Raw genomic sequence first — 16,292 nt, 5'->3', positions numbered from 1 at the left:
TTGTTATCTCTGAGTACATCAATCGGAGATAACTTATGAAGGCCAAAACAACGAGTATTATCAGAAAATACAAACGCAGCAGCCGCTCACCGTTTTCAGGTGATGATTCAACTATTTTGCTGTTTGCATCAATTGAGAATGTAGAGTCACTGCAACTGCGTTTTGACAGGTACGTGTATTTGCATCGAGATGAAGTCGGTAGATGGTTGGGACTCAGTCTCAGCAATCAATTAGTCGATGAACTTGACGATGGCAAAGGCAAGCACAGAAACGGCATTGATATGATAGAGGTCTTATTTAAATTGAAAGATGAGATTGTCGCGTTTCTCGCACACTTTTCTGATGACATCTGCGCCATCATGGGACTTGATGCGGTTAGTTGGCTCGAAGCCGCATCACCTGGATGGCACAAGGACTTGCGTGATGCAGGTATGTTTAGCGACTCTTAATGAGTCGCTTTTTTATTAAAAAAAGAAAAAAGCCAGCAACTGCTGGCTCAAGGTTTTAGCACTGTTTACTTCTCAACATCTTAACTTGCTCTATTTATTCCGCGAAAAAACGCGTGAACAGAAAGGTTTAAGAATGCTTCAAAATAGCAGTGGCGGTGCTCACATTGTGTGATGTATGAAACTATGTCCTTTTCAAAAGGCAATAAGGCAGCATACTCGTGTATCAAAAAAATGCGCTTGTCATACAGCATGCCATGGCTGTTGGTAGTCGCTATTCCATATGACACACTGACGTATTCACATTGCTCTTGAAGATTTCTATGAAAAACAATGCTTACCTTTGGGTTATCACACTCAAACAGTGTAACGCTCTCAGGTTCAACAGTAGCTGTAAATCGGCCATCATCGGTTTGGCTTAGTGATGTCATCTCATATAATCCTTTGTTAGTTGTCCTCACTTTCACATAGGGCCAACAAAGGAAAAATATCTACACCATAGTAAGTTCAAGGTCTTCCTTGGGTTTTGACTTAGCATGGGGCAATAACAGCATCAACAATGTTTGTTCGCGTCAATTGTCTTTGTGATTAGTGATCCAACTTTTGAAAACGACACCGCTCTGGCATCATAGCCATTGACAGACCAAAGCAGGGAATTAGCAGAATGAGAATGAAAGGGAAGTTAGTCAAATGGGACACTGAAAAAGCCTTTGGTTTTATCGCGCCTAATGGTGGTGGTAACCACATCTTTATTCATAAAACGGCGTTTTCAAATCGAAAACGAACGCCCCAGTTAGACGATGTTATTACATTCACTCTTAGCAAAGATAAGCAAGGACGTAATTGTGCAGCAGATGCCATGTACTCGGGTGAAAAGATCCAAGTAAAACAAGCCAAAAGCGTTAGTAAGTTTTCAATCTACTTATCGCTTCTGTTTGTGAGCGCAATGACTATTGCTTCTATCCTAGGTAACGTGCCATTTAAGCTGTTGTATGTCTACGTTGGGCTTAGCCTAATTACATTCACTATGTATTCATTTGATAAATCAAAGGCGCAACGAGGAGACTGGCGAACACCAGAGAGTACATTACACTTTTTGTCTATTTTAGGAGGCTGGCCTGGTGCAGCGATTGCTCAGCAAATATTAAGACATAAATCCAAGAAAAAAGAATTCAGGTTTATATTTTGGATAACAGTAATACTAAATGTCACGGCACTTGCTTGGTTATTGTCTTCTCATGGTGTTCATTTCATTGAAATATTTAGATAGAGGCTTTAGGTAGCTTTAAACGAAGAGCGGACATTACAGCTATTCGAGGAGGTCTTAGACTCACTTAGCTTATACTTACAGCCAACTCCAAACACGTTGGATTTGAAGCGCCATACAGTAAGCACAAATGTTTTAGTCAACAGCAGTACAACGCGAACCGACAAACCTTAGCGATGTCTAGTCTTCAAGTAATTTTAAATTGTACTGCCCCGCATAGTCTGTTCCATAAATCCTCAGTGTATATTCACCTGGTTGCGTGACGCCTATCCCCCAATCCATTCTATTTTTTGAGTACATTCTTCCGGTTTTAAATAGCTCATTTCCAGCATCATCAAGAATCTGTGCAACATATTGAACGTTTTGGCGCTGAGGCTCACTGACAATCCGATAAGCCGTATTACCTCGTGCGAGGAACTTATACTCAGCATAGGTTCCCCTTGATAATCCGCCTGTAACTGTACCATTCGTTCCAATGATATTGCTGTCAGAGACTAGTTCTTCTGGCGTGGCAATAGTCTTAACCGTAAAGTGGTACTGGCCCGCATAGTCTGTACCATAAATCTTCAGTGTATATTCACCTGATTGCGTGACGCCTATCCCCCAATCCATTCTATTTTTTGAGTACATTCTTCCGGTTCTAAATAGCTCATTCCCAGCATCATCAAGAATCTGTGCAACATATTGAACGTTTTGGCGCTGAGGCTCACTGACAATCCGATAAGCCGTATTGCCCCGTGCAAGGAATTTGTACTCAACTGTTTCCCCGTTTGACAGCGAACCACTGAATACCAAGTCTTCGGTTGGCGGTTGTGCGGGGGCATGATTGACTGGAGCTTTTGCATTATCTGACGGCTTTTCAGGCATATCAACAGGCAAAGTAGCCCTCAAATCGCCAAGTTCAATACGCTCTTTGTCCGTGGCATATCTTAAGATAACTCTCCTAGATAAGTCGGCCATAGTGTCCATTCGTAGAACAGTGCCAACGTCATCGTTAACCGACAACAACATACCAATAGGGTAATCCCCTACGGTAATTATTGACCCACTCATGCCTTTACGAAATTGCTTGCCATCTTTTAATTTAATAGAGAACGTGCTGTCGACAGCTTTATCTGTGATATCAACGTCGAAGACTTCAAGGCGACCTTGCTGATGCTTATAATTTAACCGCCCACTTGAAATCACACTGATAATAGCTTCAACGCGCTCACCACCATCTTTCCAGCTATTGCCTTGACATGCGCTAGCATCTCTTAGCTTCACAAGAGCCAGATCTTGCGGGTAGGTATTAATTAACTCTCCCTTTAAGTTTTTTCTTAAACGAGTTTCAACCAGCACTCCTTGTGACTTGGTTACTACATGTGCAGGAGTGTATAAAAAGCATGATTCACCGATAGGACGGAGAATCCCTTGCCCTTCTTGGTGAACTGTCCGAACATACGCATCCGATGCAAAGACCGATTGCCCCCAAAATAGACAAAGTAACATCGTTACTGCGCTTTTTATTTTAATCATTGGAAATGCCCTTATTATCCTTAGCACTCTTTTCATGAGCGCCATATGGCTTGGGAATAAAAGTCAGTCGGATGAGTGTATTGATCAAATACATAAGTAATTGAATGACGATAAAACTGGCACTTATTGCAATGGCAAGTGCGTTATCGCTGTATAGCCGTTCGAAAAAGCTAATTTCGATGGGGTCGCCATCATTATTAGCAAACGGTTTTACAATTCGGACTTGTCCACCTTTTTTGGTAAACACGCCTTCAAAAGCGGTATCACCATGGCTAATGGTAACAAGACCAATGGTTGCGTCTTCCTTATCAGCAGGGAAGACAACCGTATCACCTTTACTGAGCTCTATATCGGGCAAAAATATGGTGTCTTCAAACCAAAAACTTTTGTCCTTGATTGCTATTTCACCTTCCTCCAAGAGCAATGGAGTGGTTTTTGTGTCATAACTTAATTGCTTCCCGATTGTCACATCACCGATCAGAATCATTATTAATTCTGAATTCATTTCGCTCAATTTAACATTAATAACAACCTTCTCTTTTAAGACACAGCGACCTTTTGAAGTGGTTAGTTCAGCTGCTCGCTGACCAACTTCAATGGGCTCAACATTGATTTGAATCAGTGACGACTCCATAACTCTGACAGTTACAGTACTATTGGCGTAGAACTTCAACTCGCCACCTTTCAACCATTCTAACCGAGTTAAGCGAGGACATTTTTCAATATTTTTAACTAATTGGAATTCAGCTAGATTCGCTGTTGGTATTGATGAATTATTCGGTGAATACTTAATAATTTGAGTTGTCGCTCGAACGGAATATTCTGTATTTGCATCTAATTTCGAAAACGTCGCGTGACCAAGCGCAACAAAGAAAAGAATAAATACAAGGACAACTGCCACACCAAGGAATATGGTCGGGCCGGCTAAATTTTTTGCGGTTAGCTTTTGTAAAATAGCTTCCGTGGTAGATAACTCTTCTGCATCATTTCCCATTTAATGTCCAAATAATATAATTTTTCCCCGAGCTTTCGTATTCTGGACTAAATGTAACAATAACTTTTTCAGGGATAGACGACTCGTTAAACTCACATTCATGATTGAATACGCGTGTATACTTGTCATTCAGAATAGTGCAGTCTTTTGAAATCAATTCTTGTTCACCGTTTCTGAATGTAATATTAGGGTTTCCCCCCGCGCTATTGATGTAGAAAGTAAGATCATTTCCACTTGGTTCTCCCCAAGATGTAGGAAATACCTCTTGGACATAATTTCCAAACATATCTTCGCTATCAGCAAATGCAAAAGCGACCAATCGATCCGGAAAATATTTGACGAATTGGGATTTATACTGAGTTGGTATCTTTAATTGCACCCATCCAAATTGTTCGCGGGTCAACTCAATTTGAGCATCCGCTGTGTATCGTCCATCAATACTAGATAAAATGATATTTAGCGTTGAAATAGAGCGAGGAACATAAACAAAGAGTTTGTCAGGAGAGACATATTCCAAGTTACCTGCGACGAAAGAAGATGCCAAAACAGAACCGCTGACCTGAACGTTTTCTGCATAACTTTCAGAAAAGCTATTTGCTGGAATATTTATAGTAATATTTGAGAATGCAGGCATTGACACTATAAAACAAGCGAGCATGCTGCCAATCCATTTGAATTTCATTACGTTCATTGCCTTATTGAGCGTTCTTTTTAAGATATATCCTTCGTAGTTTTTGTCAACTATAGCCAATTCTGAACTTGGAATTGGGAAATCGAAAACGGATAAACGCTAGAAAAGATGGTGTGCCAGGATTAAAACCTGCCTGTCTAACAGCTCGATATACAATTTCCTGGCGATTTAACTTGTGTCCACTCTAATACTCTTATTTTAAGCTTTTGACCTTACAGGCCACTTCAGATAAGGAGCGGACATTCATAGTTAAGACATGCTTTACATTCTATACAGTATTGTTTTAGTTTAGTTTTTTAGTTACAAAAACTTTTAGACAGAATGTAAATGGACATACGTAATATTCCAAGGTACGCGATATTTGGTTTTTTCTTTTTTATCACTTCGTGTGCTACCACACTCGCACCAAATATAACGGATCGTTCTACTAGTCAGACTAGTTTCGATGATTTTGTTTCGAAAACAGTCGTTTTGCCCAGCAGTTCCCCAATTGATGCTTCGGTTTTTGATTCAAGTATCTACCTTCAGAAGAATGGAAAGTACATTGCAAGTACTCTCTATTTACTTGAAATGATGCCTGATACAAATCTGACATGGCATTATTTAGGTGAAAATGCCGAAGCTCTTGGGCTTTATGATGCCGCAGCTTATTATTATATGAAGTCCGATGAAGCACCTTGGTATTCACGTTTCTGCTCTTTCGAGAAAAATAGAACTGAAGGTATCGCTGCGAAATACTGTAAAAATTACGCACCTGATGAAAACGTAGCTAGAGTTAGTTCATACGCGAAAAACAATGACATTTTATGGAGAACTGCGCAGAAAGAATGGGAAAATGAGATTCGTTTAGCAAATGAATATATTAAAAAAGACTTGATACGGTTTCAAAATATCAAGGAGTTTCATGAGCGAATGCTCGCTGGAGAACCCGTTTATAGAAGCACCAAATCCGGTAATGATTGGTCTTGGGGCGACGTTGTAGTAGGAATTGTTACGATTGCAGCCATTGCGGCGGGCATAGAGTACATCGATTCCAATCCGCAACAAGCAGCAAATATATTTAATGGTCTGTCTCAAGCTACTACTTCTTTTGCTCCGACTAGCTCGAACTCTGTGTCTGACAGGCAAACAGCTAGAAAGTACCAGGAAGTATTCAGTCAATATTCTGTAATTTCTCTCAACGAGAGATGCACAAGTGATTATAGCTGCGACTATGGCCTCAAATGTATAAAGGCATTTGGAAAAAACCAAGGTGTGTGCATGCAACCAACGAACACAATAGGCATCAAGCAGCCTTATGAACCTAATAGCCAAAGTATAAACATTAATACAAACACGGCTCAGCAATGCTTAACAAATGTTGATTGCCCCATACTTTTTCGTTGTCACTCAGAATTGAAGGTTTGCTATAAATGATTTGTAGCAGAAGACGTGTTGGCTTTACATAACTTGAGTTGTGCTAGCTTAAACGTATGTTTAATTCTTAGAGCCAATCCAAGTAATACGGCCGCTAAACACTCTTTTTACCAAGCCTTAAAGAAAATGCCAGATTAAATGAGACGATTCCCTACTATGTGTTGATTGGAACAAATTCACATTCGATCAAATTAATTACTGAAGCGACAGTTTCAGTACTTAAACTCATAACTTTTGCACCTCCTTTTTTTCCTTGCTCAATTTCAAACCCGTTACTTTCAAGGAATTCTTTTATATCATCATAAACACCTTTGCTTCGACCAATAGAGAGGTGATGCTTACCGGACTTTCTTGCATTTACATAGTAAGTTAGCTGTTTTTCATCACTAAAAAACGTAGGTCCCGCAATCCGTGAACTTGACCTTAATGGCTTATCTAATAAATCCGAAATTTCGCCAAGTAAAATATGGTCAGACTTTTGTTTAGCTTCTACTTCTTTACGAAGTACGCTTTGGGTGTATGCATCATTACTCTGTTCAATCGGCAATTCTGAAGCACCAATAAGGTCCATAATTGGCTGCATTCGCTCAGCTAGAGTATCGTCTTTATCTAAGAACCATTCACCTTCAACCCGACTATCATCTAGGAGCATATGTAATGCGTTTTCAACGGCCCTCGCATCATGATGCTCCCAGGCAGCTATGCATTGTGCTTTTATGGGCGACTTAGTGTTGCTAATCTGTTGTAACCTAGAGCTTAGGCTCGCATTTCCTGCCCCTGTTATACCCACTTTCTTATATGGAATATCAACGTTCCCGCCAATGTCTACGTGACGCATTACATAGATAATATTTTGCATTGTTTAAGCATACTCCAAACTAATATCGACACGTAACAGCTCATTCCAAGATTTTAACAGTAGTAATCGAGTCTACTAAATACACGAATAGCATTGTTAATTTTGCCTAACCTTTGTCATACAAAGCTTTCAGTAGGACTGATTCTACCTCGTTAATAAATGCCTTTTCTTTGCCCAGCATTTCGTCAATATCTTTTGCGAGCATACCCAAGTCGTCGTATTTCTCATGGTTCACATTGATACGATGTGAGTGAGAATGAACAGAGCTCCACTTTAGGCCTTTCGGGTTCTTAGCGCCATCAATGGTTTTAAGGGCATTTATCATTTTCTCCCGAGAGGACTGAGGTCCAGGGGAAACAACGCAGTTTAGTGTCATTACTTTGTTGCGGTAGATAACTTCAAACAGGAATCCTTCACCATTTCGCCATCCCCCGTCCTGCCCTTTGGGGATAACAGTGTCAAGTTTTGGAGTCAGAAAACGTGCATAACCTTTGCCCAGTGAGCCCAATACATAACCCGCCTTTAGAACAGCATCCTCTACAGTCTGCTTAACCTCAAGAAGCCGGTCTGGCTTATTTTCAAAGATAAAATCTAACGCTTCTCTATGGTTGTTGTATATTTCACGAGCGATGGTGATAGCTTCGTCATCTTGCATCACGTATCTCCTAACGACTGAAATGTAATCCTGAATATATGCACTGACTTTGTCAGATATTGATTGGCCGTATGTCTGCATGATGATTTCCAGAATACGGATAATCGATTCGTAGTTAAAAAGCACATATGTTTCGCGATCTTCATCTTGTTCAGGTGCCTCAGCGTAAGGAGTTAGAAAGACAAACGCATGTTCCCGTTCAGGAAATTCGCGTTCTACCACGGCTTTGTACCTAGACAACTGGTCAGAGTGCTCTTTTGACCAGAGCTTGTTCTCGATAATCACAACAAAGTTAGGAGTTTCTAATAATAAGTCAATGCTCTTAAACTCTCGGTGTATCGTTACGAAATCGGTATTCAAGCTGTCGACTCTGAACTCGTTTATCCAAGTCACTTTTTGATCGCTGAAAACATCCTTTAAGAACCACTTTAAAAATATATCACCCACCCTGTGGCTTTGGTGAGGGTCGAGGATCCACGCTAGAAAGTTGGAGTGGCGTATCTCCATGTGAGACAAGCCCAAAATCTCGAAAAAGTTGGGCTTTAATAGCGTTAAGTCGAGACGCTCAAGCTCCGGATCTTTGATCAATCCACTTAATTTTGAAACTATGTCTGCTGCCATGTTCTTTTTGAGTAATGGCGTACCGCTTTCATCGTTTTACTTCCTTAACAATAATTAAGCGTTCATTTAACAGTTGGATAGCTGGACCGAACCATTTCGCCAATTAATTTAAATTATTTGGCCAGACTAACATGTAACCCTTTAATTACAATCGCTGAATCAGGTCTGCTTTTGAGGACGAGATAATGTTTTTTATTTGGTACCGACAGACTGCTTACGTCCATTTCCAGTCTAAGGTATTGATTTAACTTAGCGGCTGAGTTACGTCCATCTGTCCAACTCAAGGTGCAATGCTGCACAACGAACTCTATTAGTAGCAATTATGTACAGCTTCCGTACTTTGGCCTTTGAGTTCCTAAGGCAACGAATTCTCAACCAAATAATAGTGCCACAACACCTGTACTAGCTGCCGTCACACCTGCTGAATTTATGATATTTTTGCCGGATTTAGAGTCAACGTCACCATTCATCATAAGAACAGCTTCCCTACCCGCCGCAATGACAGCGGCAGCAATAGCAGCCTCCTCCACTCTGGATGTGACATCCCCTTGCGCTAACGCTTCGGTTGTACTGTTTATTTCGTTGGTAATATCTTGATTGCTAATTCCAGTACTATCGACACCAGTTATTTTTCTAGAAACTTCATCGGTCGACAGTACTTCAATATCAGGATACTTTTCAAAGTGATCACGAATAATAGCATCAGAGCTGCTGGCCTTTAGTTGATACTCTCCGATAGTTTCATGCGTTGTGCTATTGCGAATGATAACATCAGAGCCTGCATGGTTTGTGCTCTCATGAATTTGAGCATAGGTATCTGTGTGCTCAGTATTATAATTGTCAACGTAAAGTAATTCGTGGTAAATGCCTTTGGCATTGTTGGCCAATCCTCGCATCTGTTCGTCATTAAATGATGCAAGTGTTTGCCCTATTTCAGCGTTCGGCGTGTCTTCATTCCAGTCACTACGGACTCGTCTAATTGCCTCTAAAGCTAATTGAGTTTCTTTAGAGTTATCCAGCTCAAAATCAGTCAAGAGCGCAAAGATTACACCTGCAACTGCAAACTCTGGATATCTCTGGCGGCGTTGCTGCGCTTTTTCTTTGATAAAAAACTCAAAGCCTTCAATGACCTTTTTTTGAAAATCGATAAGACCATGTTGTTCATATGCTATAGCGTTTTTATTATCTAATCGCTTACAGATAGTGTCTGAGTGCTCTTTCAGCAATGCATGCAAAGGTTTTAAGGTTTGCTCAAGTAAACACCGCGCGTCATCAACTGAAAATGCCAATTCTTTATTTTTTAACACATCATTTAATGCAGCAATTAGAAAACCTGTTGATTCCAAGATTCGTTTTTCTATCTCATTGAGGTCACTTTCTTGGCGAGCTTCAGAGCCGATTAGCTTGTACACCCCATACCCAACAGCTAAAGAGAGCCCTCCTGTAACAAAGGCACCTGTCGCCATTCCGCCGCCTAATAAACCTCCCACCCAGGCAAGTGACGCATTAGTGGCAGCTGCTCCTGATAAAGTTGAAATTGCGGTTCCCGTACCGGCTGTACCAAAAGTGCCGGCTAAAGCAAGTAATGATCCTGCTGAAGCGACCCCTGCTATCTTAGAAACAACAGCAGAGCCAAACTTATTGGCTAACGCTTCTGCATCATTGCAGCTTATCTGCAATATGCAGGCGTTGATATAGACAAGTTCGTCTTTGGTACTTTGCAATAATTCCTGAGGTGTTTCTGGAGCATAATAGGGTTTTATAAAAGACCTTACCCTACCGTATTCTTTTGCAGCCAACTGGATACCATCATTTAAAGAACCTTTTACGCCATGTTCGTCAATTAAATCACTCACAGGATTAACGATATGACGTCTCGCTGAATCTTTTACTGTAGCTGTAATTTGTTTTACCTGCTTGTACTGCTGTGTGCTTGTAAGCTCATATGCAGTGTCAGAGGCGATTTCTAACCCTCTTTTTGCCGTATCTATTATTGATAGCTTTTTATTTAAATCGCTGGCAACTTTCTTTGTTTGGTTTGCTGCTAAATTATATTTACCTGACAAATCAAAAGAAGTGTCTAAATTCTCTGCTGTTTCACCTGTTTTTTTCTTAGTTTTTACCCAAAGATTTTTAAGTAGGCTTTCTGTGTTTTTCTGTAAGTCCGTTTTCTTCTTCATAGGATTAAGTAACAAGCAGTTTCATGAGTTTAGGCTAAAGAACAGACTATCTTGTTCGTATTTTTTTGCAAATGACACTTTTAGTGAGAGATGATTTGTGTTCGCTTGGTTTTTGCTGTACGAATCTTGTAGACCCTCAGGAACTTCGTATCAGTTTTATTTACATCTAAAAAGTGTGCAGTTGGACTTACATCCATCTGCACACTGATTCTTTACGACTCTTTGATGACTACCGCCATTTCGTCTGCATCTCCATGCGGAGTACCACAAAGATCTTTATAGAAAGACTCAATAGTGAACCCATGTGATTCAATTTCAGTTCTCAATGATTCCTGACTGAAGTGTTGAAGCCAATTGTACACAGCCCATTGCTTACCCTTCTCAATAACTTCGAATTTATCAAGCCACACTTTCTCATCTGCATATCCATGAGACGTATGAATACACCAATAATCATTGGCGCTCCAAAATCCACCCATGTAATCTTTTTCTAAGGTAATGTTCTCTTGAAGCCCCTCAAATCGGGAGGCCGTAAAGACATCGAGTACAATAATACCGTTGGGTTCAAGCATGCTTTTGAATTTCTTGAGAAGATGACCTCGTTGTAAGGGACTCAGTGCGCAGAAATCACACATTACTAATGTAATTAGGTCATATTTATTATCGCTTTCAAAGTCCAGATAGTTTGCAAGGTGATACTCAATAGCGAGCGCTTCTTTTTGGGCTTGTTCTTTAGCATAACCAAGCGAAGACTGCGAAAAGTCCACCCCGACTACTTTACCTATGCCTCGTTGCTTAAATCGGTGGGTGTAGAGACCTGGCCCACACCCAAAGTCGATGACCTTCGATTCTTCTCCTAACTTGAACTCTTCTATCATCCAAGTTACGGACCTATTGATAAAGTCAAATGAACGTGAGGCAGCATTGATTTCTGGGTTAAGGTGGAAAGATAGCATTTGCTTGGCGATGTAAGCATCAGTCCAAAGCTTATCTGCGGTATAACAATTCCACAGTTTAGGTTTGGCAGTAGCGCCGTTTAATTCTTTGTACATATCGTAATTCCGACAAATAAATAAAAATGTCGTCCCTACGAGCTATAAATGTAAGAGTTGCTTTCTAAAACAGATAGGCAAGTAAGGACGGTGTAGATTTTGATTTTGTAGATAGACGATACATACAAGACACCCCCTTAATAGATAAATAGATAACTGATGCAAAATGCTACCCTTTATCTAAGTTAATGTAAAACGTGTGGGGCCACTTGGCGGAATTTTCAGCCGCACAGCTTTCATTTATCGCCTTAAAAAGAACAATTTGCAGCTATTCGATTCGGCGTAGGTTTCTAGCAAACGAATATTAAAAGTGTGCGAGAAGCAGACTTTTATGAGATTGGAGACTCAATAGAACGATTCAAGATACTCAAGCATTATTTGAAGAGAACCAGTAAGCTGTTGTAAATTGCTAAAAGTAATTGCAGAAATCACTAATATAGCCAAAGGAGTGAAAAATATGAGTACATGGAAGTGGCTAATTGGAGTAGTTGCTGGACTATTGATTGGCTATACATTAGGAATCAATAGTTTTGGTACTCAGTTAAATCCAACTCAAGAGCCTATCCATTCTGAAGCAGACCTTGTTGAGTTTCAGTCAATTCCCTCTATTGAATCAAATGAGCAACAGACACAGGAACCTTCTCCAAAATCCACACAGTTTGAATCACGCGAAAATGCAAACACTGGACAATGCGAATCTGAAGCCTATCAAGAAAGTTTAGACCGCTACGAAAGACTGAGTAAAACCTATTCTGGGAGCCTAAATCAAATAAGTGAATTAATGCATTTGTTAAGGGAAGCCGGTGTGGCTTTACCTGACAACCTGACGCAAGACGAAATTGATGCGGCTCTTCCCCATCCATTTACAGATACTATAACGTACGCAGGTTTAATTACACGGCAAAAGTACAAGGAACACTTAGACGCGGAGCGAGATTATTCTTGGGCTTTGAATAAAGAAACTCAGATAAGTGATTTTTTGAACTTTCACGATGATGCAAATGGCTTTTTTCTAGACAAAGTGACATGTAAGCAAAGTAGTTGTGAGGTTCGTTTGTTTGAAACGATCTCGGATACCTCTAGCCAAGCACATAGTGATTTGTATTCACAGGACTTTCTGCGTAATGAAGGAGCAACTGGTTATGGAAGTAGCAGCGCTTTTTATGGTGAAGTCGATGGTGTGGATGTAGTTGGTTATCGATATATATTTATCTCATTTGAACGAAATGGCTAAATGCCTTTGTAACGGGCAAATATACACTTCCACAATTACATCAACACGTTTGCTAAAGACTTTTTTAATGGGATTGACCTAAATCCCAACGACCGTTTTACGCACATTACCGCCCCAGAAACTCTATTCAGCAATGTTTATTCAAAAAATATCATTGGAGGTATCACTAAAAATAAAAAGCGAGGTGGAAATCTTTGTAAATGTTGGATATTTCCCTACCTAGAGACTACATACCTGTGTAGGCATCACATGAAGCCTCACTAGGACAAATTGACAACGATACTGGCCGAAACATGCGCCTAGCGCACCTGCCGCGCATTAGCGATTGAGTCAGGTAATATTGGCAGAACGAATATTACGTCGTAATCAGCAACCACAGCGTTCTGATGGAGTCACGTCGTTGCAGGAGACGTCGCGCAACCCTCGTGTTGAAGACAAATACTTTTTTGGAAAAGGCGGGCTTATGGTCCGCCTTTTCTTTTTTGGGTTTATTCCGTTTCACTCTTTTTGTTGTCATTTTCCCCTACGACGCACCTACTTACCTATGCATTTGACTAACTTTAAGGAGAACAATGCATGAGGACATATAAATACGTTTTAATAAGGGCACTATGTAGTTTACTGGCAGAGGTGTTAACAGTATTTACTTACGGCTTTCTCATTTTGTATGGGATAAGGGCCGTCTGTGAGATTCCGCTACATCCTGCACTGCCTGTTAAGGATGAGGGCTTGCTACTCTTATCATTAACGGCGGGGGTTTTATCCATCGCGCCTCATGCTGTGAAGCGAAGGTATGGGTACACGCCATGATTGAAGCGCTCGGATGAGCGCTTTTTTTATGGGTAGAATGTATGTTGCAGCTCATCACAAAACACGGTTCTAAAAATCAGGTCTCGCTCTAACCTCTCTATATCGGACAATGTCAGTGACACTCCCTTTTTAGATTGGGTTTGTGCATGCCGCTCTGCCTCAAAAATATCGTCATGAAGCCGCCTGGCATCATCAAAGATTTTGCGTTGCTGCGAGAACAAAAACACTTTGTCGTAACAACCGCTTTTAAGTGCATAAGCATATTTCTCCAAGATGGTTTTTCTTAAAGCCCGACTTTTAAAACTGTTTTCAAGCTCTAGAGCCGCAAAGCCTGCCTTCTCGTTAACCTCTCTGACTAGTCCATCTACGGTGCGAACAAGATGTGATGGATAAAGCCTGGCAAATTCCCGCTCAGTGACAAACCCGCTCCACAGGGGATTGGGCTCCCCGTTTCTATTAACGCGATTAACCCCGCGTAAAAGTACATACGCATTCATTAAGTCATGGGCGATGGTGTTGTGATTTACCTGGAGTGAGGGTGAGGATTGGGAACGAAATGGAATGGGGTATTGAATAAGCTCAGAGGCATAGGCGGCCCCATCTCTTGTTAATACATAAAGCCGATTATCGATGGCACGGTGAGTGTGAAAGACAGACAGATAGCCAAGGCCAACAAGGCTATTTAGGTGCGTCAGTGCAGCGCGCTGGGTAATACCATAAAGTGGCCTAATTAGCACAGGGGCTATCATGGAAAACCGACCTGCGATGGATAGGCTCAATGCCTTTCTGTGCGCCCCAATTTCATAATTATTTCTGCCATGGTGGTAGCGCATATCGATACCGGATAAATGATTGAGTACCTCATGGTCGTGGGGTGTTAGTGTCATGCTGTTTCCTTTTTTGATTGCGATATCACTAAAAAGGAACAAGACAGTGAAATTTTAAGGCCACAAGTCTGCGCCATACACCCTGATTTTCATCAGGAGACGATGTAAAGCCTACAACCGAATGAATGTCGTGACGATTGTCACAACACACTCTGCCTGTCGGCAGTTGCCCTCACTGCACCGCACTGAGAGCAAATGGACTGGTAAGGCCCGTCAGCTCTACGGTCAATCATAATTGACACGCTGACTGAAGGTGTTTTTCTCACCTTCACCTTTCCATTCCAGGGCCATTGTCCGGTTGCACCGTACTCCCCCCATTAACGCCTCATAACACTGTGCCATTTATTTACACGCGTAGTGTGTTGGCGACATGCCGCTTTTCTGCTTTGAGAAAAAGGTGGACTGTCTGCTTATAGCAGCCACCCCATTTTGCTTGAGGCAAAACGTTAATGAGGGGAGTCCGCTGCCACGGACAATGGCCTGCTTCAGACAAACACAATGTCATTGTCTTTCTCTTACGCGTTTTATCGGTTTGTTTCACAAACGCTGTTTTTGCAGTTTGCGTGTTACGCAAATGCGAGTTGTGCGCTTCGCACAGGCAGAGCGCCTAGCCTAATCAAGTTTTTGTCGCACAAAATGCATCGGCCACAATATGCCTATGAAACGCTAGCGAGTGAGAGTCTGTGCACGCTCTCATCTGCTTAACCTTCATACGCTACAGCCACGGGTTCACCGAATTTAAACGCTGTCACCGACACATTAACGTGGCCACTTTTGCCAAGCTATCAACAATAAGGAGTGTGACTAAGATGCCACTACATGACACCAGTTAATCAATACGCTTTTTTTTAAAAGTGATGCACCACAAGGTGCAAAAAAGAAATGCAGTGCTGCCAAATGCCCATTTGGTCGGCACTTTTACCTGTCCAATTTTTACCTAACAATCTCTACATTAGGGCAAATTGTTGTTGCTGAGCATCGCAGTCAAGAATTTGAAAATTACCATAATTTCATTAATTTTTCCAGTGTAGAGAATCACTTACAGGAAAAGAAAACAATGAAACATGAATTTACCCTCGCCGGTTTTTTAGGTATCCCACCACGTCAAGATGACAACAATACATTTGAGGCCACTGATAGCAATGTCGAGCAAGATGATAGCTCGCCAACATCAACTTCAATCAACCCTACAACAGGCTTACCGCTAATAACGCCAAATGCCAGCATTGATGTCATGGGTAATGCCATAGGTCAACCCAATACGCCTGAGATAGAAGAGATAACAACCAGTGAGTCTTCAAGCGCATGTGACAATGACATATTTGGCAGTAGCATAGACCCATTCAATGATATTCACGACACCTCTGGCAGCGATAGCTTCATGGATACATGGTTTGACGCCTTAAGTGATGACTGGTGAGTAAAAACACCGCAGTGAAAGCACTTTGCATGGTCATTGGATTATTGCACGGCGTACTCATCACCCTTGCAATAGTCTACTCAGCCGCAGAGGTGTTGTTACTCAGTTGTTTGCTCAACGCCAAAGTAACATTCGGCATAAGACGTTATCGTGCTTGCTACGCCCAAAAGGGTGATGGTCGTGCGTTGCTATGTTTTGCCTTGCTTCGGTTCTATTAGTTTTTGTCCTCAGCCAGGGACGGC

15 protein-coding genes are annotated in these 16,292 nt (G+C 41.3%); 6 read left to right on the top strand and 9 right to left on the bottom strand.

The features are described 5' to 3' along the window. Window positions 1-35: 35 nt before the first annotated feature. Window positions 36-449 carry a hypothetical protein gene (locus DRW07_RS02110; protein ID WP_124026227.1) on the top strand — a complete coding sequence of 138 codons (414 nt, stop codon included), beginning with the start codon at window positions 36-38 and terminating at the stop codon, window positions 447-449. An 80-nt stretch (window positions 450-529) separates the two neighbouring features. Here the strand turns inward: DRW07_RS02110 and DRW07_RS02105 are convergent, their stop codons facing one another. Further along, window positions 530-877, bottom strand: coding sequence for a hypothetical protein (locus DRW07_RS02105; RefSeq protein WP_124026226.1), 348 nt, complete (start codon window positions 875-877; stop codon window positions 530-532). A 233-nt stretch (window positions 878-1,110) separates the two neighbouring features. Between DRW07_RS02105 and DRW07_RS02100 the strand changes: the two genes are divergently transcribed. Continuing rightward, a complete protein-coding gene (locus DRW07_RS02100; RefSeq protein WP_124026225.1) occupies window positions 1,111-1,716 on the top strand; it encodes a DUF1294 domain-containing protein in 606 nt (201 codons plus the stop codon). 177 nt (window positions 1,717-1,893) lie between these two features. Here DRW07_RS02100 and DRW07_RS02095 read toward each other — a convergent pair whose 3' ends face one another. From DRW07_RS02095 to DRW07_RS02085, 3 genes are read right to left on the bottom strand one after another with little or no spacing between them, the layout of a single operon-like run. Further along, window positions 1,894-3,231: a hypothetical protein gene (locus tag DRW07_RS02095; protein ID WP_124026224.1), complete on the bottom strand. Its 1,338-nt coding sequence runs from the start codon at window positions 3,229-3,231 to the stop codon at window positions 1,894-1,896. Further along, window positions 3,224-4,225 (bottom strand): hypothetical protein, encoded by a 1,002-nt coding sequence (locus DRW07_RS02090; protein ID WP_124026223.1) that lies wholly within the window; start codon window positions 4,223-4,225, stop codon window positions 3,224-3,226. The genes DRW07_RS02095 and DRW07_RS02090 overlap by 8 nt, the downstream gene beginning before the upstream one ends. Further along, window positions 4,215-4,907, bottom strand: a complete 693-nt coding sequence (locus tag DRW07_RS02085) for a hypothetical protein (RefSeq protein ID WP_124026222.1) — start codon at window positions 4,905-4,907, stop codon at window positions 4,215-4,217. Before DRW07_RS02085 ends, DRW07_RS02090 begins: the two co-directional genes overlap by 11 nt. Window positions 4,908-5,243: 336 nt before the next feature. Here DRW07_RS02085 and DRW07_RS02080 point away from each other — a divergent pair, with 336 nt between their 5' ends. Beyond that, window positions 5,244-6,332, top strand: a complete 1,089-nt coding sequence (locus DRW07_RS02080; RefSeq protein WP_124026221.1) for a hypothetical protein — start codon at window positions 5,244-5,246, stop codon at window positions 6,330-6,332. Window positions 6,333-6,486: 154 nt separating this feature from the next. Here DRW07_RS02080 and DRW07_RS02075 read toward each other — a convergent pair whose 3' ends face one another. From DRW07_RS02075 to DRW07_RS02060, 4 genes are all read right to left on the bottom strand, one after another. Further along, window positions 6,487-7,191: a GIY-YIG nuclease family protein gene (locus tag DRW07_RS02075; protein WP_124026220.1), complete on the bottom strand. Its 705-nt coding sequence runs from the start codon at window positions 7,189-7,191 to the stop codon at window positions 6,487-6,489. Window positions 7,192-7,297: 106 nt separating this feature from the next. After that, window positions 7,298-8,467 (bottom strand): PDDEXK-like family protein, encoded by a 1,170-nt coding sequence (locus DRW07_RS02070; RefSeq protein WP_124026219.1) that lies wholly within the window; start codon window positions 8,465-8,467, stop codon window positions 7,298-7,300. Between the two features lie 371 nt (window positions 8,468-8,838). Continuing rightward, the gene (locus DRW07_RS02065) at window positions 8,839-10,647 is read right to left on the bottom strand and encodes a hypothetical protein (RefSeq protein WP_165870347.1); all 1,809 of its coding nucleotides are present in this window, start codon (window positions 10,645-10,647) and stop codon (window positions 8,839-8,841) included. Window positions 10,648-10,859: 212 nt separating this feature from the next. Beyond that, the gene (locus DRW07_RS02060) at window positions 10,860-11,699 is read right to left on the bottom strand and encodes a class I SAM-dependent methyltransferase (protein ID WP_124026217.1); all 840 of its coding nucleotides are present in this window, start codon (window positions 11,697-11,699) and stop codon (window positions 10,860-10,862) included. Between the two features lie 457 nt (window positions 11,700-12,156). On the opposite strand from DRW07_RS02060, the gene DRW07_RS02055 reads away from it, so the two are divergent. Next, window positions 12,157-12,933 carry a hypothetical protein gene (locus tag DRW07_RS02055; protein ID WP_124026216.1) on the top strand — a complete coding sequence of 259 codons (777 nt, stop codon included), beginning with the start codon at window positions 12,157-12,159 and terminating at the stop codon, window positions 12,931-12,933. 836 nt (window positions 12,934-13,769) lie between these two features. Here DRW07_RS02055 and DRW07_RS02050 read toward each other — a convergent pair. Next, window positions 13,770-14,630: a hypothetical protein gene (locus DRW07_RS02050; protein WP_124026215.1), complete on the bottom strand. Its 861-nt coding sequence runs from the start codon at window positions 14,628-14,630 to the stop codon at window positions 13,770-13,772. A gap of 1,057 nt (window positions 14,631-15,687) precedes the next feature. Here DRW07_RS02050 and DRW07_RS02045 point away from each other — a divergent pair. Together DRW07_RS02045 and DRW07_RS02040 are read left to right on the top strand one after the other, a co-directional pair. Beyond that, window positions 15,688-16,050 carry a hypothetical protein gene (locus DRW07_RS02045; protein WP_124026214.1) on the top strand — a complete coding sequence of 121 codons (363 nt, stop codon included), beginning with the start codon at window positions 15,688-15,690 and terminating at the stop codon, window positions 16,048-16,050. Continuing rightward, window positions 16,047-16,268, top strand: coding sequence for a hypothetical protein (locus DRW07_RS02040; RefSeq protein ID WP_124026213.1), 222 nt, complete (start codon window positions 16,047-16,049; stop codon window positions 16,266-16,268). Before DRW07_RS02045 ends, DRW07_RS02040 begins: the two co-directional genes overlap by 4 nt. Window positions 16,269-16,292 lie beyond the last annotated feature (24 nt).

Origin of the sequence: Paralteromonas sediminis (genome assembly GCF_003820355.1) — a bacterium.
Taxonomy (GTDB): domain Bacteria; phylum Pseudomonadota; class Gammaproteobacteria; order Enterobacterales; family Alteromonadaceae; genus Alteromonas_F; species Alteromonas_F sediminis.
The sequence above is the reverse complement of the archived record's forward strand: the minus strand, read 5'-3'. Positions and strand labels throughout refer to the sequence as shown.